Source organism: Pontibacter actiniarum, from assembly GCF_003585765.1.
GTDB classification, from domain to species: domain Bacteria; phylum Bacteroidota; class Bacteroidia; order Cytophagales; family Hymenobacteraceae; genus Pontibacter; species Pontibacter actiniarum.
In genome coordinates, this window is the sequence record NZ_CP021235.1 from 2226118 (window position 1) to 2246428 (window position 20311).

General features: G+C 47.3%; 23 protein-coding genes. 9 read left to right on the forward strand and 14 right to left on the reverse strand.

Going from position 1 to position 20311, the window contains the following annotated elements; all coding sequences use genetic code 11:
• Window positions 1-77 precede the first annotated feature (77 nt).
• Window positions 78-1199: an acyltransferase family protein gene (locus CA264_RS09570; protein ID WP_157593670.1), complete on the reverse strand. Its 1122-nt coding sequence runs from the start codon at window positions 1197-1199 to the stop codon at window positions 78-80.
• 186 nt (window positions 1200-1385) lie between these two features.
• Here CA264_RS09570 and CA264_RS09575 point away from each other — a divergent pair, with 186 nt between their 5' ends.
• From CA264_RS09575 to CA264_RS09610, 9 genes are all read left to right on the forward strand, one after another.
• A complete protein-coding gene (locus CA264_RS09575; RefSeq protein ID WP_025606669.1) occupies window positions 1386-2336 on the forward strand; it encodes a calcium/sodium antiporter in 951 nt (316 codons plus the stop codon).
• Window positions 2337-2483: 147 nt separating this feature from the next.
• Complete coding sequence (locus CA264_RS09580; protein WP_025606671.1) at window positions 2484-2843, forward strand: hypothetical protein; 360 nt, start codon at window positions 2484-2486, stop codon at window positions 2841-2843.
• Between the two features lie 113 nt (window positions 2844-2956).
• The gene (locus CA264_RS09585; protein ID WP_025606673.1) at window positions 2957-3610 is read left to right on the forward strand and encodes a DedA family protein; all 654 of its coding nucleotides are present in this window, start codon (window positions 2957-2959) and stop codon (window positions 3608-3610) included.
• Between the two features lie 58 nt (window positions 3611-3668).
• A complete protein-coding gene (locus tag CA264_RS09590) occupies window positions 3669-5606 on the forward strand; it encodes a KUP/HAK/KT family potassium transporter (RefSeq protein WP_025606674.1) in 1938 nt (645 codons plus the stop codon).
• Between the two features lie 12 nt (window positions 5607-5618).
• The gene (locus tag CA264_RS09595; RefSeq protein WP_025606676.1) at window positions 5619-6743 is read left to right on the forward strand and encodes a lysylphosphatidylglycerol synthase transmembrane domain-containing protein; all 1125 of its coding nucleotides are present in this window, start codon (window positions 5619-5621) and stop codon (window positions 6741-6743) included.
• A complete protein-coding gene (locus CA264_RS09600) occupies window positions 6736-8469 on the forward strand; it encodes an amino acid permease (protein ID WP_025606678.1) in 1734 nt (577 codons plus the stop codon). The genes CA264_RS09595 and CA264_RS09600 overlap by 8 nt, the downstream gene beginning before the upstream one ends.
• A gap of 19 nt (window positions 8470-8488) precedes the next feature.
• Entirely contained in the window at window positions 8489-8845 is a 357-nt protein-coding gene (locus CA264_RS21835) for a hypothetical protein (RefSeq protein ID WP_157593671.1), read from the forward strand.
• A gap of 111 nt (window positions 8846-8956) precedes the next feature.
• A complete protein-coding gene (locus CA264_RS09605; RefSeq protein WP_025606680.1) occupies window positions 8957-10450 on the forward strand; it encodes an amino acid permease in 1494 nt (497 codons plus the stop codon).
• Between the two features lie 77 nt (window positions 10451-10527).
• Entirely contained in the window at window positions 10528-11052 is a 525-nt protein-coding gene (locus CA264_RS09610) for a hypothetical protein (protein WP_157593672.1), read from the forward strand.
• A 420-nt stretch (window positions 11053-11472) separates the two neighbouring features.
• Here CA264_RS09610 and CA264_RS09615 read toward each other — a convergent pair whose 3' ends face one another.
• From CA264_RS09615 to CA264_RS09675, 13 genes are all read right to left on the reverse strand, one after another.
• Entirely contained in the window at window positions 11473-11802 is a 330-nt protein-coding gene (locus CA264_RS09615) for a hypothetical protein (RefSeq protein ID WP_025606682.1), read from the reverse strand.
• A gap of 86 nt (window positions 11803-11888) precedes the next feature.
• Window positions 11889-12338 carry a hypothetical protein gene (locus tag CA264_RS09620; protein WP_025606684.1) on the reverse strand — a complete coding sequence of 150 codons (450 nt, stop codon included), beginning with the start codon at window positions 12336-12338 and terminating at the stop codon, window positions 11889-11891.
• An 81-nt stretch (window positions 12339-12419) separates the two neighbouring features.
• Window positions 12420-13100 (reverse strand): hypothetical protein, encoded by a 681-nt coding sequence (locus CA264_RS09625; RefSeq protein ID WP_157593673.1) that lies wholly within the window; start codon window positions 13098-13100, stop codon window positions 12420-12422.
• Window positions 13097-13666, reverse strand: coding sequence for a hypothetical protein (locus CA264_RS09630; protein ID WP_025606687.1), 570 nt, complete (start codon window positions 13664-13666; stop codon window positions 13097-13099). The genes CA264_RS09625 and CA264_RS09630 overlap by 4 nt, the downstream gene beginning before the upstream one ends.
• Before the next feature lie 77 nt (window positions 13667-13743).
• A protein-coding gene (locus CA264_RS09635; RefSeq protein ID WP_237151203.1) for an IS3 family transposase occupies window positions 13744-14828 on the reverse strand; the annotation gives its coding sequence in 2 pieces (ribosomal slippage) (window positions 13744-14567 and window positions 14567-14828; 1086 coding nt in all).
• 118 nt (window positions 14829-14946) lie between these two features.
• Window positions 14947-15753, reverse strand: a complete 807-nt coding sequence (locus tag CA264_RS09640) for an alpha/beta hydrolase family protein (protein WP_025606693.1) — start codon at window positions 15751-15753, stop codon at window positions 14947-14949.
• Between the two features lie 82 nt (window positions 15754-15835).
• The gene (locus tag CA264_RS09645) at window positions 15836-16309 is read right to left on the reverse strand and encodes a hypothetical protein (RefSeq protein ID WP_025606694.1); all 474 of its coding nucleotides are present in this window, start codon (window positions 16307-16309) and stop codon (window positions 15836-15838) included.
• A gap of 104 nt (window positions 16310-16413) precedes the next feature.
• On the reverse strand, window positions 16414-16836 hold the full coding sequence (locus CA264_RS09650) for a hypothetical protein (RefSeq protein WP_162912067.1): 423 nt from the start codon (window positions 16834-16836) through the stop codon (window positions 16414-16416).
• A 109-nt stretch (window positions 16837-16945) separates the two neighbouring features.
• Window positions 16946-17461: a hypothetical protein gene (locus CA264_RS09655; protein ID WP_157593674.1), complete on the reverse strand. Its 516-nt coding sequence runs from the start codon at window positions 17459-17461 to the stop codon at window positions 16946-16948.
• A gap of 144 nt (window positions 17462-17605) precedes the next feature.
• Entirely contained in the window at window positions 17606-17983 is a 378-nt protein-coding gene (locus CA264_RS09660; protein ID WP_025606697.1) for a hypothetical protein, read from the reverse strand.
• A gap of 146 nt (window positions 17984-18129) precedes the next feature.
• Window positions 18130-18768 (reverse strand): hypothetical protein, encoded by a 639-nt coding sequence (locus CA264_RS09665; protein WP_025606699.1) that lies wholly within the window; start codon window positions 18766-18768, stop codon window positions 18130-18132.
• Between the two features lie 118 nt (window positions 18769-18886).
• The gene (locus CA264_RS09670) at window positions 18887-19552 is read right to left on the reverse strand and encodes a hypothetical protein (protein WP_025606701.1); all 666 of its coding nucleotides are present in this window, start codon (window positions 19550-19552) and stop codon (window positions 18887-18889) included.
• Between the two features lie 98 nt (window positions 19553-19650).
• Entirely contained in the window at window positions 19651-20286 is a 636-nt protein-coding gene (locus CA264_RS09675; RefSeq protein ID WP_025606702.1) for a hypothetical protein, read from the reverse strand.
• Window positions 20287-20311: the final 25 nt, after the last annotated feature.

Genomic DNA, 20311 nt, shown 5'->3' on the forward strand with positions numbered 1-20311 from the left:
TGCAGCACTTTGCAGCAGCGGTACACAGAGTAAAATACAAAAGAGCAAAAGTCCATTCGGTATTCCTACGCCACATTTTACGGTTGCCCCACCGCCTTTGCTGGCACAGCAACATAGGGGAAGCTGTCTTTATACCTGTTCAGCTTCTTTTCGAACAGGTGCCAGGAGGCAACGCTCAGGCCGACTAAAACCAGGGCTTCTACCGTTAGCAGTAAAGGGCGGTTAACGGTACCCACACCCAGCTGCTGCAGGAGCCGCTCGGTAAAGTACGGGACGAAGTTATGGAACAGGTAAAGACCATAGCTGATCTGCCCCACATACCGCATGGGCCTTGAAGACAGCAGCCGGCCAGCTATGCCTTTGAACCCCTGCGCTGCACCAAAAGTGATGCTGCTAAACAAACTGATCACCGCAAAATCCCTGCACACTCCTAAAACAGGCATTGATTTCAGCAGCCCTGGCGTAAGCTGCAGCACCCCGAAAATAACCAGGCCTGCTACCCCTCCTGCTTGTATCCAGGCAGCAAACTTGTCGCGCCGCCGGGCATCGCCCCTAAAGCTCCTGCTTTTCTCACACAGCGCCAGCAGCGCCCCCGCCCCCAGGTAGTGCAAAGAACTGATGGGGAGCACCCCTGCTCTGCTTCCTCCCACTTCCAGCAGGAGACACGCCAGCTTGAAGGCTGGGGCAAGAAGTATAAACCCTCCCATGGTTACAAAAAGGTGGCGCCTCGGCGTAAAAAGTATAACGAACGGCCACAGCAGGTAAAACTGCTCTTCCACCGCCAGCGACCACAGGTGCGAGGCCTCTCCTATCCAGTGCCCCTCCCTAAAGATGGCTATGTTCGAAAGATAGCTCAGGTGCCACCCGAGGTAACGCTGTATGTTGACGGAGCCCAGCAGTGCGGCAAGTATGACCACCAGGTAGTAGAGCGGAAATATCCGGAGAAACCTGCGGGCGTAGAAGCTCCTGACGACCTGCTTTTTAGCCACCCCCAATGCTTCGGCCTTTGTGCGGGCATCCAGCAGTATACCCGTGATCAAATAGCCGCTCAGCACAAAAAACAGCTGTACCCCCAAGCCTCCGAATCCTGTTTGCTTTACCTCCGGCGTCCAGTGGAAAAGCACGACAGCAGTTACGGCGATTGCGCGGAGGCCGTCCAGTTGCACCATGTAGCCTTGCCTTGTCAGCTTCAAGTTCATAAAAGTTCTCCTCCCTGCCTCTGGCCTCACCGAAGCCTGTAAAAGCAGGCGGCAAAGGTACAAAAAGACAGGAGCTTGCTATAAAATATCGGCTGCAGGTCTATATTTGCAGGCAAGCCCACTTTACCTGCAGGAGTTCCCGTAGTTGAAAAAGCGAAGCAGGTAACTCTATAAACTATAGCCACTATGATGGATGTTCTAATTCTTCTGGCCGGATTTGCGGCCTTGATCTACGGTGCCACCAAGCTAGTGGACGCTGCCTCCAGCCTGGCATCAAGACTGGGCGTGCCTAATATTGTGATCGGCCTGACCATTGTGGCCTTCGGAACATCTGCACCGGAGCTGGTGGTGAACCTTTTCGCGGCGGTAGACAACAACACGGCAATGGTGCTGGGCAACGTGCTGGGAAGTAATATCTTCAACGTGCTGGGTATTTTGGGTATCTCCGCCCTTATTTATCCACTCAGTGTGAAATCCAACACCACCTGGCTGGAGGTCCCGCTGAGCTTACTGGCTGCGGTTGCCGTGCTCGTGCTGGCCAATGACACGTTTCTGGACGGGGATGCATCTAACGCCATTTCCCGCACAGACGGGATCATTCTGCTGCTCTTCTTTTCCATCTTCCTGGTGTACAACATTACCTTGGCCGTCGGGGGAACAGGAGAAGATGAGACACCCACGCAGCAGTATACTTACCTGCAGGCCTCCCTATTTCTGCTGGTTGGCCTTGCCGGGCTGATTATCGGAGGTCGCCTGATCGTGATGAGTGCCGTGAGCATCGCCGAGTCTTTTGGGCTTTCGGAGCGCATCATTGGCCTTACCATCGTGTCGATCGGCACCTCGCTGCCGGAGTTGGCCACCTCGGTGGTAGCCGTCAGAAAGCGTAACGTGGATATCGCCATAGGCAACGTGGTAGGGTCTAACATCTTTAACATCTTTTTTATACTTGGCATTTCGACGGTCGTAACGCAGGTACCGGTGCAGCCTGAGGCAGGTACAGACATCATGGTTACTATTGTATCCAGCCTGCTTCTGTTCCTGTTTATCTTCACAGGAAAAGGAAGGCAGCTGGCGCGTTGGGAAGGGGCAGTTTTGCTAGCCCTCTACGTTGGCTATATCCTGATGCTTCTATTCTAGGCTGGCACCAGGCGCTAAGGCTGTTTATACTATTTGAGTACACAATTTCCCTTTGTTAGTGCCTGCAGCCTGCACCCCTCACTTTATTCACAAAATATGTAGCTCCGCCTGTTGTTTTAGTCATTGCAACACCATTCCTTTGCTGCGATGATAGCTACAGGTATACAGGTTATTAAAAAGCTCCACGTGCTGCTGGCAGTAATGCTGTGCGCTGTGCTGGCTTTTGCCATGCCTGTTCCTGTACAAGCGGCACCTTCCCAGGAAGCTGCACAGCAGGATTTGCTAGACCTGTCCGTAGAGAAGCAGCTGGTTCTCTTTGCCGGGGAGATTTCCTCCGGAGAGCCGGAGGCTGTACTTCAGCTAGACAAGGCACTGCTGACCCCGATACTGAGGGTAGTCCTGCAACAGCTTTACCCTCAGGCACAAAACGCAGCTCCTGCGCCGCACTTTCACCCTGCCTCCAACGGCGGCTGCGGCTTGCATACCATCCTCACTAAAGGCCCTTAGAAACACCCTCCATTCCTACTCCTTCTCTGGTCTGAGAAGCTGTTTTGCTGTGCTGTTTATAGCACGGGAATGTAACGTATGTTTCTATTTTTTGCCTTAGTGGGCTTGTGCACATGGAGCTGTTCCAGAATCTCCTCGATTTTATTTTACACATTGACCAACACCTGATTCTGCTGCTGCAGGAGTACAGGAACTGGATCTACCTGATTCTCTTTCTAATCGTATTTTGTGAGACAGGGCTGGTGGTCACTCCTTTTCTTCCGGGCGACTCGCTGCTTTTTGCGCTTGGAGCCCTGGCAGCCATTCCCTCGTCAGGCTTACAAGTAGCGTTGTTGCTGGGGCTGCTGTGCGTTGCGGCCATCTTAGGCGACTCTTTCAACTACCTCACGGGCATCAAGCTGGGCGCTAAAGTCTATCATAAGAATTATTGGTTTCTGCGCCAAAAGCACCTGCAGAAGGCTGAGCAGTTCTACGTTCGCCACGGCGGGCGCACCATTATCTACGCGCGCTTTATACCCATTGTGCGCACTTTTGCACCCTTTGCGGCAGGCATGGCAAAAATGCACTACAAGCGTTTCCTGTACTTCAATGTGGTGGGGGCGCTGCTCTGGGTCTTCTTTTTCATCATGATCGGCTACCTGTTTGGCAACCTGCCTGCAGTAAAGCAAAACTTCTCGCTCCTGGTCATGGGCATTATAGGCGTTTCCATGTTACCCCCTGTTTTAGCGTTTGTGAAACAGCGCCTGGTAACACCGGTCAGGCAGTAACCCTTCATGTTGCAGCTGTTTCTTGGCGGCTATTGCTAAATTCTATACTTAAACAAAGATGAGTCTTTTATCAAAAGGCAACGCCGTCTCCACCGGGGGGCTCCTTATTTCGCTTGGTATCATTTATGGCGACATCGGCACTTCGCCCCTGTACGTGATGAAGGCCATCATCGGGGATGCCCCTATCTCAGAGGCGCTGGTGTATGGCGGTATATCCTGCGTGTTCTGGACCCTTACCCTGCAAACTACTATAAAGTACGTGCTTCTCACGCTGCAGGCAGATAACAATGGGGAGGGAGGAATTTTTTCCCTGTACACCCTTATCAGGCGCAAAGCAAGTTGGTTGGTTGTACCTTCTATGGTCGGAGGGGCAGCTTTGTTGGCGGATGGTATCATCACTCCGCCCATCTCTGTCTCCTCCGCTATAGAGGGGTTACGCCTCCTGTATCCTGCTATTCCTACCGTTCCGCTGGTGCAGGCCATCCTAACGGGGTTATTTCTCATGCAGAGCTTTGGAACCGAAATCGTAGGGAAGGCTTTCGGGCCCATCATGCTGCTTTGGTTTACCACACTGGCCTCCCTGGGTGCTGTCTCCGTGGTGCAGCACCCGGAGATACTGCAGGCGCTGAATCCTGCCTATGCATACAACCTGCTGCTGTACTACCCGAATGGCTTTTGGCTCTTGGGGACTGTGTTCCTGTGTACCACTGGAGCGGAGGCCCTGTACTCGGACCTGGGCCACTGCGGGCGCCCAAATATCCGCCTGAGCTGGGCCTTTGTGAAAACCTCTTTGCTCTTAAACTACCTGGGGCAGGGAGCCTGGCTGATGACGCAAGAAGGCAGCAGGCTACAGGGAAATCCGTTCTATGGCCTGATGCCGGATTGGTTTTTACTTTTCGGCATCACGATAGCGACCATTGCGGCCATCATTGCGAGCCAGGCGCTGATATCCGGCTCCTTTACGCTTATCAGTGAGGCTATCCGCCTAAACCTGTGGCCGAAGGTAAAGCTGGTGTACCCCACCAACCTGAAGGGCCAGCTTTATGTGCCCAGCATTAACTGGCTCCTGTGGCTGGGCTGCGTGGGAGTGGTACTGTACTTCCGCGAGTCCGAGCACATGGAGGCAGCGTACGGCCTGGCCATCACCATGGCAATGCTTTCCACCACTGTTCTGATGTCTTACTACCTCTATACCAGGTTTAAATCCAAGGTAGTGGTCTCGCTGTTCCTGGCTACTTATCTGCTCATCGAACTGGCATTCCTGGTGGCCAACCTTAACAAGTTCCCGCACGGGGGCTGGGTCTCCCTGTTGCTTGGCATGCTGTTGCTGACGGTGATGTACATCTGGAGAAATGCCTACTACATCAAGCGTAGCTTCACAGAGTATGTTCGCCTGCCTGACTACCTTCCTGCCCTCGAGGCCTTGAGCACTGATGAGACGATCCCGAAGTATACCACTCACCTGGTGTTCATGACAAGCGCCTCTGACCCAAAGGAAATCGAATCTAAGATCATCTATTCTATTTTCCAGAAGCGCCCCAAGCGGGCTGACATTTACTGGTTTATACATGTGGAGACAACAGACGAGCCTTACACCACCGAGTACAAAGTACAGCACATAGCGGAGGGCGATGTGATTCGCATAGACTTTAAGCTGGGGTTCAGGGTGGAGCAGCGGATTAACCTTTTCTTCCGCAAGGTAGTGGAGGAGCTTGTTGAAAACGGAGAGGTAGACATTACCAGCCGCTATCAGTCCCTGAGCAAGCAGCACCTCATCGGTGACTTCCGCTTCGTGGTGCTGGAGAAATTCCTCTCCTACGATAACGACCTGCCTCTCAAAAAGCGCCTGATCATGGAGTGCTACTTTAACCTAAAGCAGTTTGCCACCTCCGAGAGCAAGTGGTTTGGCTTAGACACCAGCTCTGTGAAAGTGGAGAAAGTGCCGCTGGTGATAGCTCCCGCCAAGTTGCCCCAGTTAAAACGCGTGCTGGCTTAACGTGTAAACGTGATGATTCTGACAAAAGAAACGCTGCAGGCAAAGTTCTCGCCCCGCAAGCTCCTTCTCCCCCTGCTGTTGGGCCTGGGAGTGGTGGGCTACATGCTGCACCAGAGCTATGAACCGGGTCAGTTGCAAACGCTGCTGCAGGCAAACCCCTTCTGGCTGGCTATGGCTTTGCTACTGCTCCTCGTGCGGGACTGTGGTTATATGCACCGTATCCGCTACATCACCGAAAAAGAGCTTACTTGGAAGCAAAGCTTTCAGGTGATCACGCTATGGGAGTTTGCCTCCTGTGCCCTGCCCTCTGTGGTAGGCGGTTCCACCATTGCGTCCTACATCCTGTTCAAAGAGGGCATTGCCCTCGGGAGGTCCGTGGCACAGGTGATGGTGACAGCCCTGCTCGACAACCTGTACTTTGTGTTGGCGGTGCCCCTGGTGCTACTCTCTGCAAAAAGGCAGCTGCTGCCCGAGCTGGAGACGCTGCATGAAACAGTTAGGCAAAGCCTGGGCATTGCCTTTGTAGTTTCATACCTGCTGATCGCCCTCTATGCCTTCACCATGTTCTACGCTTTGTTTCTTAACCCGCTGGCTGTGAAGCGGCTTCTGCTAAGGCTAGGGCATACCAGACTGTTTCGACGCTGGAGACAAGCTTTGTTTCGGCATGCCAATGAACTGCTGCTAGCCTCAAAGCACCTGCGTACGAAAAACAGGGCTTACTGGCTCCACGCCAGCATCTCAACTGCCTTTGTCTGGACGGCCCGCTACGCCATCATCGGCTGCCTGGTAGCTGCGTTCACGCAAATGGGTATAGGCGATCACTTTGTCGTGTTTGCACGCAACCTGGTGTACAAGATCGTGCTGCTGGTGTCCGTAACTCCTGGCGGAGCAGGGCTTGCAGAGCTTGTTTTCCCGGCTTTCTTCGGGGCTTTCCTGGGGAGCTTTACCACCGTTATTGTGCTGCTCTACCGCCTGCTAACCTATTACCTCTACCTGGTGGTTGGCACCCTCGTCTTCCCCCGTTGGGTAGCCAGGGTTTATACTTCTGAGGTAAGTGCTCCAATGCCTGCAACAGCGATCAGTACAGCTCACACATTCCCTTTACACATACCTGTAGCACCGTCGCAACATGAATAACCTACGCAAAAACCTGACCCGCCGCAAAAGTGTCACTGCGCTACAGGCGGACTATGAGCGGGACGGCAGCACCCACGGAACAGACCTGGTTCGTACGCTCCAGCTGAAGGACCTTGTCTCCTTTGGGATTGCCGCCATCATCGGTGCCGGTATTTTCAGCACCATCGGCAATGCCAGCGCAGCCGGCGGCCCCGGTGTATCGCTACTCTTCATCTTCACAGCTATTGCCTGCGGCTTTTCAGCGTTGTGCTACGCCCAGTTTGCCGCGGCCATTCCTGTATCCGGCAGCGCCTATACGTACGCCTATGCCTCGTTTGGGGAGCTGGTTGCCTGGATCATCGGCTGGGACCTTCTGATGGAGTATGCCATCGGTAACATCGCCGTAGCCATCTCCTGGTCCGACTACTTTACCGCCGTCTTGCATGGTGTTGGCTTCGGCGTACCGGAGTACCTGACGATGGACTACCTCAGCGCCTCCCGCGGCTACCAAACGGCGCTGGAGCTGCTGGCAGAAGGGCAAAGCCTCTCTGCCTTGCCCGGGCACATTCAAGCCGCTTATGTTGCCTGGCAAAACGCCCCTTCTCTGGGTGGCATCAAGTTGGTGGCGGATTTCCCGGCCCTGGCCATTACCGCGCTCATCACCTACCTGGTGTACATCGGCATCAAGGAATCGAAGCGCACAGCAAACTTGCTGGTGCTGCTGAAACTGCTGGTGATCCTGCTGGTAATCTCTGTGGGTGCCTTCTATGTAAAAACTGACAACTGGACCCCGTTTGCTCCAAATGGGCTGGCCGGCATCATGAAAGGAGTATCTGCCGTTTTCTTTGCCTACATCGGCTTTGATGCGATCTCTACCACGGCCGAGGAGTGTGAGAACCCGCAACGGGACCTGCCGCGTGCCATGATCCTGGCCCTCGTCATCTGTACTGTGCTTTACGTAGTGCTGGCGTTGGTGCTCACAGGCATGGTTCCTTTTGGCGAACTGGCCGTAGGAGACCCGCTGGCCTATGTGTTTTCGAGGGTGAAGCTGGATGTTATTGCGGGCATCGTAGCCACGAGTGCCATTGTGGCTATGGCCAGTGTACTACTGGTGTTTCAGTACGGGCAACCCCGCATCTGGATGACCATGAGCCGTGATGGGCTTCTCCCCGGTGCCTTCTCCCGCATCCACCCTAAACACAAAACGCCATACTTTGCCACCATTGTGACTGGCGTGGTTGTCGCAGTGCCTGCTCTTTTCATGAACCTGACAGAGGTAACGGACCTGACAAGCATCGGGACGCTGTTTGCCTTTGCGCTGGTATGTGGGGGCATCCTCTTGCTGGAAGAGAAGCAAAAAACAGCGATTGCCACACACAAAGGTTTCCGGGTTCCTTACATCAACGGCAAGTACATACTCCCGGTACTGCTCCTGGCTGCCACAGTACTGCTGTTCCTCTACAACAAAGCGGCAGTTACAACCTTTTTCAGCATGAGCGGCGGTTGGGGAAGCCTGCAACACAAGATATCACTGTACGGCTTTATTGGGGTTACGGCGGTTCTGACGGTGCTCACTTTCAACCGAAACCTTTCCCTGATTCCGGTGCTGGGCCTCCTGATAAACCTGTACCTGATGACGGAGCTGGGACTGACGAACTGGAGCCGCTTTATGGCCTGGCTGGTTCTGGGACTGGTGATTTACTTCGCCTACGGGTACCGCAACAGCAAGCTGCACCAGCAGCTGTAAACGTCTAAAGCATCCGCCCTTGAAACAACAGAGAGACATGGCCGTTCACTTCCTCCTACTTTTGTGGGGTGGGTTGCTGTGCCTTTCTGTGTACCTGAGGGCGGAGCAACTATCACCGGGTGTTGTCTCCCACAGGTCAGGTTCCTCTCCCGAGCAGCTTTCGGCAGAGGAGCAGGCTACCCCTGTAGCCTGGTCAGCGGGCTCTGCCCCGCAGCGTGCCACAAACCCTGTCGATCCGGTGTTGCCCGGCCTGGTGCCGTTCTGCTACCTACTGACTCAGCAACTTACGCAGCTTAATCTAAAACCCACCAAGGCCATTCTTGGCGGCTTCTCCACCCTTACAGAGCAGTTCCGGATACTGCCCAACGCTCCTTAGCCACTTCCCCCTCTCCTTGCTGACAAATAAGGGCTTCATAGCCTCTCTCTCAGCATTACCCTTTGTAAAGAAGCTGCTGCAAGCTGCTTCGCCAACCATAATTACATAGCAATGGCTAAACATATTTTTGCGACGAAATCCGTCGATAACCTCATCAGAGAATCCGAAGGTGGCGAGCACGGTTTAAAACGAACGCTCACCGCCACAAACCTGACCATGCTGGGCGTGGGGGCCATCATCGGGGCCGGTATATTTGTCCTCACTGGTACGGCAGCGGCCAACGCAGCGGGACCGGCAATCGTCATTTCCTTTCTTATTGCGGGCCTGGGGTGCCTTTTTGCAGGCCTGTGCTATGCCGAATTCGCCTCTATGATTCCGATTGCCGGCAGCGCCTACACCTATGGCTATGCTACGCTGGGCGAGTTTATAGCCTGGATCATCGGCTGGGACCTGATTCTGGAGTACCTGTTTGGCGCGGCGACAGTGGCCGTAGGATGGAGCGGCAACTTCGTAAGCTTGCTCAAGTCATTGGGCATTCATGTTCCCGCAGCTATTGCCTCGGCCCCGCTGGCCTACAACGGCAGCTCCTTTGAGCTTACCGGAGCCCTCATGAACCTGCCAGCAATCATCCTTATCCTGATCATGACCGCCCTGCTGGTTGTGGGGATACAGGAGTCTGCCAAGCTCAACAACGTGATTGTGATCGTAAAGGTGGCCATCGTGCTGCTGGTAATCGGCTTTGGATTCCAGTACGTGAACACGGCCAACTGGGAGCCCTTTATTCCTGCCAAGGAAATCCTGACCGACGGCAGCAGTCGTTACGGCTGGCAAGGCGTGGTGGCCGGTGCTGCCATTGTTTTCTTCTCTTACATCGGCTTTGACGCCGTCAGCACAGCTGCCCAGGAGGCCAAAAACCCTCAACGCGACATGCCCATCAGCATGCTGGTGTCCCTTGGTATTTGCACGTTGCTTTATGTACTGATGTCGCTGGTACTGACTGGCTTGGTGCCTTTCAAAATGCTGAACGTTCCGGACCCGGTTCTAGTGGCGTTGGAGGCGGCTGGCCCTGCATTGAAGTGGCTTTACTTCTTTACCGGAGTAGGTGCTGTGGCAGGATTGGCCTCTGTCGTACTTGTTATGCTGATGGGCCAGCCGCGCATCTTCTACGCCATGAGCCGCGACGGGCTCCTGCCTGCAATATTCGGCACGGTACACCCGAAGTACAAAACACCCTATGTTCCCACCATTCTCACAGGGCTGGTAGCAGCCGTGGTAGCCGGTATCTTCCCGATCGGCTTGCTGGGTGAGTTGGTGAGCATCGGAACGCTGCTGGCCTTCGTGATTGTCTGTGCCGGTATTATTATCCTCCGGCGCACAAACCCGAACATTCCGCGTCCGTTCAAAACGCCTTTGGTGCCGCTCGTTCCTGCGCTCGGCATACTTATCTGCGGGTACATGATGGTGAACCTGGGCTTTGACACTTGGTTGCGCCTGCTTGTGTGGATGGGAATCGGTGTGGTTATTTATTTCTTCTACGGACGCAAGCACAGCAAGCTGCGGAAGCAAGATACATCCCCTGCAGAAGCAAGGGAACTGGTTAGTTAATATGTTGAATCTGTAAAGTCCGCCACTTCTGGTGGTGGACTTTCTTTCTATCTCTTACATCACAAATAAAATATAACATGGATTTACAATCAATCATTATCGGGTTAGCTTCTATTGCACCTCTTGTAGCGCTCGCCCTTTACTTACACAGCAAGTATAAACAGAACCTCTCGATGAAACTTCAGGCTTTCCAGGCGGTGGCCGCACGGCAAGGGTTGGTCATTACAGAACAGGACATCTGGGACCCTGGCTATGCAATTGGCCTGGACAAACAGAGCATGAAGCTACTCTACACCCAAAAGATCGATAACCAGGAACGGGAGATCGTGCTGGACCTGAACGAAGTGCAGCAGTGCAGCGTGAGCAACACTGCCCGTGACGTAAACGGAGGCAAAGTAATTGACAACATAGACCTGATCTTTACATTGCGCAATGCCAGACACTCTAAGCACACGCTCGCGTTTTATAACCGGGAAGAGAGCCTTAACCTGCGCGAAGAACTCAGGCTGGCAGAGAAATGGAGAGACATCGTGAATGTACATCTTATACAGCAGCCGAGCCAGGCTTCCGCAGAACGAAAAGGAAACCTTTCTTTTTCTTAAGCCCCTGATGCTACGCCCGACGTACTGAAATAAGATTTAGCTGCATGTGTTAAGGTCTGAAGCGAGCCGCTTCAGACCTTTTTTTGTATTCTGGTGAGAGGGACTCCAGATCCTCCGGGGCAAGATAAGGCTGGTTTTGTAAGTACCGAGCTGCTTTGAAAGGGAGTGTAATTTAAACTGTGTCATTTCATGCTTTTCCATATGAGAATAAGTTTGCCTTTTTATGATTTCAATTTATACAACGGTCTCGTACAGGCTAAGGCGAGGCATCAGCCGAAGCTTAAGCCTGTGCTTTGTTAGCCAATCCTGTTTTTAGATTCTTTTTGATTTCAGCACCTTGATGTACCATGGATACCTGTCGACTTTTCTTTTCTCTAAGTCCAGAATCAGAAAGGTGGCTGTTTCAATTCCTTTATTAATTTAAAGAAATTGTTGACCGCCCTTATTTCTTAATTTAAGTGTCTCTTTTTCATTAGAGTAGCTTTCCCTGCCAGGTTCTGTACAAGTATAGATGTCAACTAAGGAAAATTTTTGCTTTCCTACTCTCCACTCAACCAAGTTACAGGTCTTTAAACCAAAGCGAAAGTTAGCGTCCTGATATAGTTCGATGATTTCTGATTTATAGTATAGGCTATCGCTGTTATCAGTAGTCCATTCTCCTATAAGGTCTTTTCTTTTTACTTGACCAAAGGCAGCCAAATCAAGAAGTAGAAAGAAAGCTATAAACCAGTATGTTCTTTTTTCAATCATTTCAGTTTTGGCTAATGTCTAGTATAAAAGACGGCGGAGGCCGTCGGCCGATGCTGACTTTTATACAGTGTTAGCACCTGTATTTTTTATTTTAACTCTGTTACTTTCTCAACCTTGGCTTTTTTTATATCGAAAGCAACTATTCTCTTTTTGTAAATCGGGCTATCGTATCCGTGAATCAAATTCTTGTCGAATGAGCTTAAGTCCAGAACATCGAATATTTCTGAAAAGGTTGTGAGAGTCATTTTATCAAGGTCTGTAAGAATTATCTTCTGCATTGTTCCTTTTAGTAAAGTCCTTGTCCAAGTCGGTACAGCTACCCGATTAGTGTTCGTTTCCCAGACAGGCGGGCCAGCAATGCAATCGCCGATTTTATATTTCCCGTTTTCTTTGTTTACAATATAACATTCTCCTCCTATCGGGGCGCCCATTGCAATTTCATTCAGGTTATAATATTCCACCTTGAATTCTCCTGTATAGGCGGTTAGCTTCTTGTCGGTATTATGAAAGTCCCAAGGGTTAGGATATGAGTCCATTAAATATTTAATATTGGTGCTAACGTACTGGGCTTTGCGGTGGCGTAGCTACCGTAAAGGTGTTGTTGGCAGAGGTAGTATTTATTTTCTGGTTAGACTGTCATAGGGTACACTAACTGGGGCTGGCGGAGGAGGAATTAATATGTCTTCTGTAGTGCTAAAATGCCGATTCTCACTCTTACTTAGATTTTGTTTTTCAACAATATCAAGTAATTCATATAGCGTCTCATTTAACTCACCTTGCATAGTTCCAACCATTCTTGCTTCTCCATTGTCGAACACGAATAGCAATGAGTGAAATGCTCCATCTTCTTCAAAATAAAAGCCTTCTTTCAAACTATTGAAATTTATAGAGTCCACTAATCTATAAACTCTTCCCATACTCCCTGAATCAAGCTTTGTCTTATAATTCTCGACAACAGTTTCGCCATGCTTTTCTCTTAAACGGTAATAGACGGTACTATCATTATTTATCTCTACGTCCTTGCTATACCTTTCATCGCTCCATCCTGGAAATATAGAAAAGCTAATGCGTTCGAAACGAACATTTTGCTTTGTGGTTGAAATGGGTTCGGCAGCTTTTTCGACAGTGCTTTTATTTATATTCTCTTCATGACTCCCGCAGGAGATTAGAAGCACCAGAAACACAAATAGCAAAGAGTTCTTCATAATTTCTTTCACTGCCAACGGTGCTGGTACAGGCTGCGGGCGAGGCGCAGCTGAGTATGGAGCCTGTGCGGTGTTGGCGGAAGCTGTTTTCAACCACCAATTGAATTTCTAAAAAACCTATAACATTCTTCTGTACTTATGTTGGCTACAACGTTAAAGTACCAATCACTACCGTCTTGTACTTCTACTATTTCTTTTTTCCAGTCTTTGTGGTCAAATTCGCTCTCTTTGGAAAAACAGTTTATCCAAATCAGTTTCTGCCCCTTTTCATTTATGCCCCAAAAGTATTGTCTTCTATAAGTGGATAGGTCATTGACTTCTCCGATAGCTAAACTGTCAGCACCTATTTCATCAACTTCTGCACATCTTCTCAGGATTCTCTCGGCAATTACAATATCATCAAGCGAAGGTGTAAAGGGAGTAATAGTGTCTTTTTCCTTAGGTCTTAATAGCATGCTAAATGTAAACACATCACGGTTTGGTGACTCATGCTCGCTGAATACCACACCAGAGAAACTATCAGTTTCAACAAGTACGTTGGCAGAACTATCTATAGAAGTAACTGAGTATTCCATACCGTTAATTTCCTGTGTTTCTGTCTTACTGCTGCACGACGTGAAGTATAGCAAGATTATCAGCAAGAATATAAGGTGCTTCATTTTCCTTTATAGTTAAAGTTACCGCCAACGTGCTTGTGTAAGCTTCCCCAGATTTTGGGCCATTGTAAAGTTGGTTTTTAAGTTACAATTTCCTCGAGTAATTCCGCAGGCGTTCTAAAATTAAGTGCCTGGTGCGGCCGGTGATGGTTGTAGTCCTGCATCCATTCCTCTGTTTTCTGCCGCACCTCCGACAGGGTTCTGAACACGTAAGCGTTAAGCAACTCTCTCCTGATGCTGCCGTTGCAGCGCTCGATGTAGGCGTTCTGCATGGGCTTACCGGGCTGAATGAACACTAGCCTGACCTTGTTTCCTTTGCACCAGTCCTCCAACTTGTGGGAGATAAATTCCGGTCCGTTGTCCACCCGGATCATCTCCGGCAGGCCCCTGAACTCCCTTAGGTACTCCAGCACCCGGATCAGCCGCAGGGCCGGTATGGACAGGTCCGCCTCCATGGTGAGGATCTCGCGGTTGTAGTCATCGACTATGTTCAACAGCCTGAACTTTCTGCCGTCCCAGAGGCTGTCACTCATGAAGGCCACTGACCAGACCTGGTTGATCTTCTCCGGCTGGAACAGGGCCTGCTTGACGCGAGCGGGCAATCTTTTCCGGTGCCTTCTCCTGATGTTTAGTTTGAGCTGGCTGTAGACCCTATAGACTCTCTTGTGGTTCCACTCATGCCCCTTCCTCCTGATCCGGTGGAAGCACTGCCAGAAGCCGATGGTCGGGTGCTTCTCCACCAGCAGCTGCAACTGCTCTTCTATGAGGCTGTCGTCTTTCTCTTTTGGCTTGTACCCATAGGTGCTTCTGGCTACACCCGCCGCCTTGCAAGCCTGACGCACGCTCACCCCGTGCTCCTCTACCATAAACCCCACCAGCGCCTTCTTCTCGTCAGGCTCTAAAGCTTTTTTTCCACTGCGTCCTTCAAAGCGTGGTGCACCAGCGAGAGCTCGGCGAACATCTTCTTGAGGCGGGCGTTCTCCTCCTCCAGCTCCTTCATCCGCTTGAGCTCCTTTACCTCCAGCCCCGCGTAGCGCTGGCGCCACTTGTAGAAGGCGGCCGTGGTGATGCCCAGTTCCCGGCAGAGCTCCTGGGCGTTGCGGCCCTGCTCATGCTCCTTGAGGGCCTTGATGATCTGTGATTCTGTGAAGCGTGTCTTCTTCATTCCATTATAAAGTTATAGGTTTTTGTAACTTTACAATGGCCGACTTTCAGGGAAGTCTACGTAATTGGCCATAAGGCGGCGTAGCTGGCTTATGGGTGTGGTTACCTTTTAGTACTTTTTATTTTTGGGTGAACTTAGTGAGTTCTTTTATATACATATCACCGAAGTTTTCTTTGGTCATTGTAATAAATCCTTCTGTGTGGTTGCCGCTGTGCCTTAAGGTTTCCCTGTTACTCCTTTGCTGGGCAATCTTCTCACTGTCTTCTACTGTCGTGAATTCGTCTTTCTCACCTGCCACAAGAAGCATGTCATACTGTATTCTTTTCAGCTGTGAAGTATAGTTGGCGGCACCCTTAGGTAAGATGATGTCCCTGTTCTTCAGTGCCTTTATTTTTGCTACATAGGCAGTAGGATCATACACATAACCTTCACCTATCAGAAAGTCCGCTTTTTCCTGTTGCAGGGCAAGAGTTGCGACGATAGTCCCCATAGAGAAGGCCAGTATACCAGTCCTATTTCCCTTGATGCTCTTCTTCGTCCATCCTAGTACAGATTGAAGGTCAGTGGCAAATTCGTTGTAGTAAAGGTTCAGTGGGTTTATCTCAAAGTCTGAGCTTTTACCAAATCCCCTGTAGTCAAAGGCGACCACAGTGTATCCGCTTTCTGTTAGCGCCTTAATGTGGTAAAGCCAATAGGGCATGTTGCCGCCGTCGGCATAAGCCAGTACCAATGTAGTTTTGTTGTCTTTAGATGGTGCTGGCTTTATAAGCCACGTGTTTAGATCATATCCATCAGGAGTTCTTACTACCTGCTGCTTATAATTCATCCCTAGGCTATCTGGTGTGGTAACATACTCTCTTACTGGCTTGATAGCATAACTGTCAATGGAAAAAAGCAAAATAATAACTAGAAGTATGTTTTTCATTTTATAGTTGTGTATTAAAGGTAACGTGCTTGGCCATAAGGCGGCGTAGCTGGCTTATGGGTGTGGTTAGTGGATGTTGTTCTTAAATTCCCCAGCTTTCATACTTGATGAATTTGAACTGCTTTTCCTTCTGGTCAAAGGAATAGACAGCTCGGCCACCACCAGAGTTTAACAGCCGTATTTCTCCTTTCTCTTTTTTAGCTCTCAAAGGCAGGATTGGAACATAAAACTGCCCGTTTTGAAAGTTTAGAGGGAAAAGGTAATGGTAGATGATTCCATCTTTGTCTTTTAAAATTACGCTAAGCTCACCTTCATTTTCGTTGACTATTTTGATAAAAGTGTTCCCTATTATAGTCATTAGGCTGTCAGTCACTACTTCGGGTTGATTACTCAAGTAAAGAGTGTCGTACTTAATGCCACTCTTATCAAGGTCCTTTAGATACTGACTTAAGGCGTCATAATAGATATTATTAAGTCCATAAGCTTCTGTAGAGTTTATACTTTGTCCCAGCACAGCTATTGGCATGAGAAGTAGCAGCAACAGAAGCTTTTTCATATTTTCTTTTTCTATAATTTAATATACCCACTAACGTTGCTCGTGCAGCCTAAGCCTGTAGCGTAGCAAGGGTTAAGGCTGAACTATGTTGTGGGTTGTGGTTTTTAGTTCGTGTTCATTTTTAGTCTGACATAGTCCCCAACTTGAAGCATGAAATATGCCGAAGCTATTACATAAGCCAATGAAACTATGGCATAGAACAAAATTATTCCATTATTTGAGTTGATACTTAATATCCAGTTTGCTCTACTTTTTTTAAAGTATGTAAAATAACCAAGTATAAAAACTATGATAGCAAGTGTTAAACTTAGATACAGCGGAACGTTTATTTCAAAGTACTTAACGGCAACAAACCTTAAAATAGAATATACATTAATGCCATGAAATAAGAAGGTTATAAAAAAGGAATGCTCTCTCGGACCAACACCTTCTCTATCTGTTCCAAATGAATAAATGGTTCTATCAAGAATGTGATACCAACCTAAGAAAAGAGCATCCAAAGGGTTAAACCTTCTTTTTATAATCATTTTATAAATCTTCAATTTTTAACTGTCATTGCCCACAACGGCTCGTACATAAAGCGAACAAGGCGTAGCCGAAGTTTGGGTTATGTGCTTTGTTAGCGGAATGCGTTTTTTATTTTACTATTGTCTTACCAGGTCTTTTCTCTAAATAGTATTTCCGCTTCTTCATATAGTAGTCTCCCCACAAGAGCCATCGCCTATTCCTACTTTCACCTTCTTTTCTTCTTACCACTTCTCCTTCTTCATTTATTTCCAAAAGCTTTTCCTTTCTATAAAGGAGCTTGTAAGGTCGATTTGCAGCAGCATAATTAGGAACTTCGAGAGCTTTGAATGTTTGCCTTGCAGAATCAGGTAATGACATTATAAATTCATCAGGTTGTTCTGGATTATAAGCAAGGTAAATCGTGTCACTCTTCAGTTTGTATATTCCATTTGCTTTATCAGACATTAAATCTCCAGCAAAACGATATTCAAAAGTCGAATCTGGGTTCAATTGAATGGCTGTTCCAAAAAAACCTATAACAGGAAAGTTACTACTATAATAACCTGAAACATCTTTACTCGCTTGGCAGGAAAAGAGAAGAGTAATTGATAAATAAAGTATAGTTATTCTTATTCCTGTTTTCATAATTACTGCGTACCGCTAACGGTCTCGTATAAACGACGGCGAAGGCCGTCGGCCGAGATGACGTTTATAACTTGTTAGGCAACGTTACTTTTTTAACTATTTTCTTTTAATTATTGACGTTTTGAATCCAGTTTGTTACTGTTTTCAATCTAACTTGCATTCTTCTGTTTGTCCACTTGAAGAATATTCCTTTTTGTAAATCACCTTATCTTCGTCAAATTGGATTGGCATTACAAATCCTTTTTCAGCAATTGCTAATCGGGCGAGTTTATTCTCTTTCAAGTTAAAGACAAGTAATGCTGTAATCGGGCCTTTTTGGTAATCTGTCGTTAGCCATTCCTGTAGAGCCAGATATTTAGATTCTGAATCCCATTTGTAAGGTCGTCCAAATATTCTTTCTTTGATTGTCTGTCCGTTTACAGCAACAGAATAATATTCAGGCCCAAATCTGATTTCTCCAGCAAACAGTAATTCAATTTTATGTTTTCCGTCTGGAGATTTATAAGGTTCAGTTTTATTCATTTTTTAATGTTGCCTAACGGTACTCGTGCAGCCGATGGGCGATGCGTAGCAGAGCATAAAGGCTGCACTGTGTTGGTGGCTGGACTTATATTATTGTAAAAGAGGGTTTAATAAATAGAGTCTAGCACTTAACTGGAGGACAATTGCTAAAAGTGAAGAAACTTGTGAATCAAAAAAAAGAAAATATTTTCATCGCTTTCATATACATGCATCAGTTTGTCCCATGTTTTACCACTAAATTCAAATTTATTGCCACTACTATCACTATAACCCCATTTATTCGAAATATCCTTTTTTAGAAAAGCTTGTTCTTTATCTGATCTGTATTCTAAATTTCCAGAAAGGTCTCTTTTAATGGAAGTTACCACATCATTTCTTTTTTCTTCATAGGTTGGATTGCCAAAAATATCCGTACCGATTTCAACTCTGTTGTTCTTGCTGTCTTCTATTATTACCTTATCGAATATATCGACATCAAATTTTGCCTTATATCCTCTTTCTGAGATGTATCTGTTAATGACATACCTGAAGAAGGTTATTTTGGCTTCTTCATCCTCTAATATGTATTTGTAATTCAAATCAAGATACTTCTTCGTAAAAGCTAATTTATTGTTGTTATTATCGCTAAATATTAGATTATCAAAAATGTCTTTCTTCAAATAAGCCGTATATCGTTGTGCTTTAGATTCATATTGTAGATTTCCGAAAATATCAAATTGGATACGCTGAGCATGTATTTGCAGGCTAATTACTGTTAGCAATAGCAAAATAAAGTACTTTTTCATAGGGATTATATCATCTGCAACATTAACTTTTTCATTTGGCTTGCTACCAACGGTCTAGGCTTTGCGGTGGCACAGCTACCGTAAAGGTGTTGTTATGCTTAAAGCGTTTTTTATCTTATTATAACAAACTTTGTTCAATCATAGCACTTCTTACTTTTTCATATCTTTCTTTCAACTCTTTTGGAGGTTCTTGTCCACAACAGTATTTCATTTTCTCTTGTTGCAGCTTGTTAAACTCTACTTTTAGGTCGCTTCGTTGAGATATGAACAACTCCTGAATTTGAATCAGAATGTCTGCTAAGTTCTGCGCCGAATAATAAACTGTAACGTGGGCTAAGCTATATTCTTTTTGTTTTTCAAGTTCTAGTAATTGAATTTTTAACTGTCCTATAGTATTATAAAAATCATAAATCAAGTTGATTGAACTTGATGATAAGTAAAGCATATTGTCAGCAATATCAGTATGACATTTACTAACAGAACTGTCATACTTTTTTAATGCGTCATTGATACACGAAGTGTCAATACAGGATCCTGACAAAGAAACGTGTAACTGTTGAACATCAAATAGTATTTTGGAAAGCGAAGAATAGACTCTTTTTTCTTGTTCTCTTATGTCGTCCTTTGCCTTAAACTTTTGGTCTATGCTTTTATCTAATTCTTTTATTTTTCTATTATTCCTGTTTGTCAACCAAAGTATTGCAATAGGTAGCAAGAAACTTGTTAGGGCTACTGTCACAAGTCCTGGATTTTGTTCTAAAATGAGTTTAATTATCTCTTTCATTTTCTTAGATGCTGGGTTGTCCCACGCTTAAGCATAACGTGCTTGTATAAAAGGTGAACGAGGTGTAACCGAAGTATAACTTTTATACCTTGTTAGGCCTACGTGATTTTATTGTTTCTAAAATGTATTTCCATAGCACGCCAGTAAAAGTCTCTGAACTGCTCATCATTATATTTTACTCTCATTGCTGCCAAAACACTCGAGAGATCAAGCATGCCCCATTCCCAAAGCATTGTGTTAAAGTTGTATTTGAACATTTTCTCCTTTACTTCCGCTCTTATTGCATTAACTTCATCTTCTGTTATCCCCTTCTTTGATAAAAGGTCAATCAGATTCCTATGGGTATCGTCTGTATACTCAGTATCTAAATAAGGTTCTAATATCCAAGTCCAACTATTTGTCGGCTTTACAATAGGTATTTGGTTCCTACCTACGAAATCTTCCAATTCAGGAAGCTGTACCCTGGAGATAAAAATGGCTTCCTTTTCTTTTTTAATAAAAGGCGGATAAGAATCTAAACAAACTGCATCTATCAAGTTTACTGTAATTAATTTCTCTGGATAAGCAGAAGAAGGCTTAAAGGGATATTCTGTAATTTGAATAGTCGAATCATTGATTTTAGACTCACCAATTCCGCAAAGCATATTTTTTAGTTCATAAGCACTCGAGCCAAAGAATGCTCCCTTAGTCTCTTTATTATTCGCTTTCCTGAATATGCTTTTAAAAAATTTCATTTTTTTACATGAAGCCTAACGTGTT

What these genes read in the sequence shown, in the direction of transcription:
- CA264_RS09570 (WP_157593670.1), bottom strand. Translation starts at nt 1,199, where the DNA reads ATGAACTTGAAGCTGACAAGGCAAGGCTACATGGTGCAACTGGACGGC.
- CA264_RS09575 (WP_025606669.1), top strand. Translation starts at nt 1,386, where the DNA reads ATGATGGATGTTCTAATTCTTCTGGCCGGATTTGCGGCCTTGATCTAC.
- CA264_RS09580 (WP_025606671.1), top strand. Translation starts at nt 2,484, where the DNA reads ATGATAGCTACAGGTATACAGGTTATTAAAAAGCTCCACGTGCTGCTG.
- CA264_RS09585 (WP_025606673.1), top strand. Translation starts at nt 2,957, where the DNA reads ATGGAGCTGTTCCAGAATCTCCTCGATTTTATTTTACACATTGACCAA.
- CA264_RS09590 (WP_025606674.1), top strand. Translation starts at nt 3,669, where the DNA reads ATGAGTCTTTTATCAAAAGGCAACGCCGTCTCCACCGGGGGGCTCCTT.
- CA264_RS09595 (WP_025606676.1), top strand. Translation starts at nt 5,619, where the DNA reads ATGATTCTGACAAAAGAAACGCTGCAGGCAAAGTTCTCGCCCCGCAAG.
- CA264_RS09600 (WP_025606678.1), top strand. Translation starts at nt 6,736, where the DNA reads ATGAATAACCTACGCAAAAACCTGACCCGCCGCAAAAGTGTCACTGCG.
- CA264_RS09605 (WP_025606680.1), top strand. Translation starts at nt 8,957, where the DNA reads ATGGCTAAACATATTTTTGCGACGAAATCCGTCGATAACCTCATCAGA.
- CA264_RS09610 (WP_157593672.1), top strand. Translation starts at nt 10,528, where the DNA reads ATGGATTTACAATCAATCATTATCGGGTTAGCTTCTATTGCACCTCTT.
- CA264_RS09615 (WP_025606682.1), bottom strand. Translation starts at nt 11,802, where the DNA reads ATGATTGAAAAAAGAACATACTGGTTTATAGCTTTCTTTCTACTTCTT.
- CA264_RS09620 (WP_025606684.1), bottom strand. Translation starts at nt 12,338, where the DNA reads ATGGACTCATATCCTAACCCTTGGGACTTTCATAATACCGACAAGAAG.
- CA264_RS09630 (WP_025606687.1), bottom strand. Translation starts at nt 13,666, where the DNA reads ATGAAGCACCTTATATTCTTGCTGATAATCTTGCTATACTTCACGTCG.
- CA264_RS09640 (WP_025606693.1), bottom strand. Translation starts at nt 15,753, where the DNA reads ATGAAAAACATACTTCTAGTTATTATTTTGCTTTTTTCCATTGACAGT.
- CA264_RS09645 (WP_025606694.1), bottom strand. Translation starts at nt 16,309, where the DNA reads ATGAAAAAGCTTCTGTTGCTGCTACTTCTCATGCCAATAGCTGTGCTG.
- CA264_RS09650 (WP_162912067.1), bottom strand. Translation starts at nt 16,836, where the DNA reads ATGATTATAAAAAGAAGGTTTAACCCTTTGGATGCTCTTTTCTTAGGT.
- CA264_RS09655 (WP_157593674.1), bottom strand. Translation starts at nt 17,461, where the DNA reads ATGAAAACAGGAATAAGAATAACTATACTTTATTTATCAATTACTCTT.
- CA264_RS09660 (WP_025606697.1), bottom strand. Translation starts at nt 17,983, where the DNA reads ATGAATAAAACTGAACCTTATAAATCTCCAGACGGAAAACATAAAATT.
- CA264_RS09665 (WP_025606699.1), bottom strand. Translation starts at nt 18,768, where the DNA reads ATGAAAAAGTACTTTATTTTGCTATTGCTAACAGTAATTAGCCTGCAA.
- CA264_RS09670 (WP_025606701.1), bottom strand. Translation starts at nt 19,552, where the DNA reads ATGAAAGAGATAATTAAACTCATTTTAGAACAAAATCCAGGACTTGTG.
- CA264_RS09675 (WP_025606702.1), bottom strand. Translation starts at nt 20,286, where the DNA reads ATGAAATTTTTTAAAAGCATATTCAGGAAAGCGAATAATAAAGAGACT.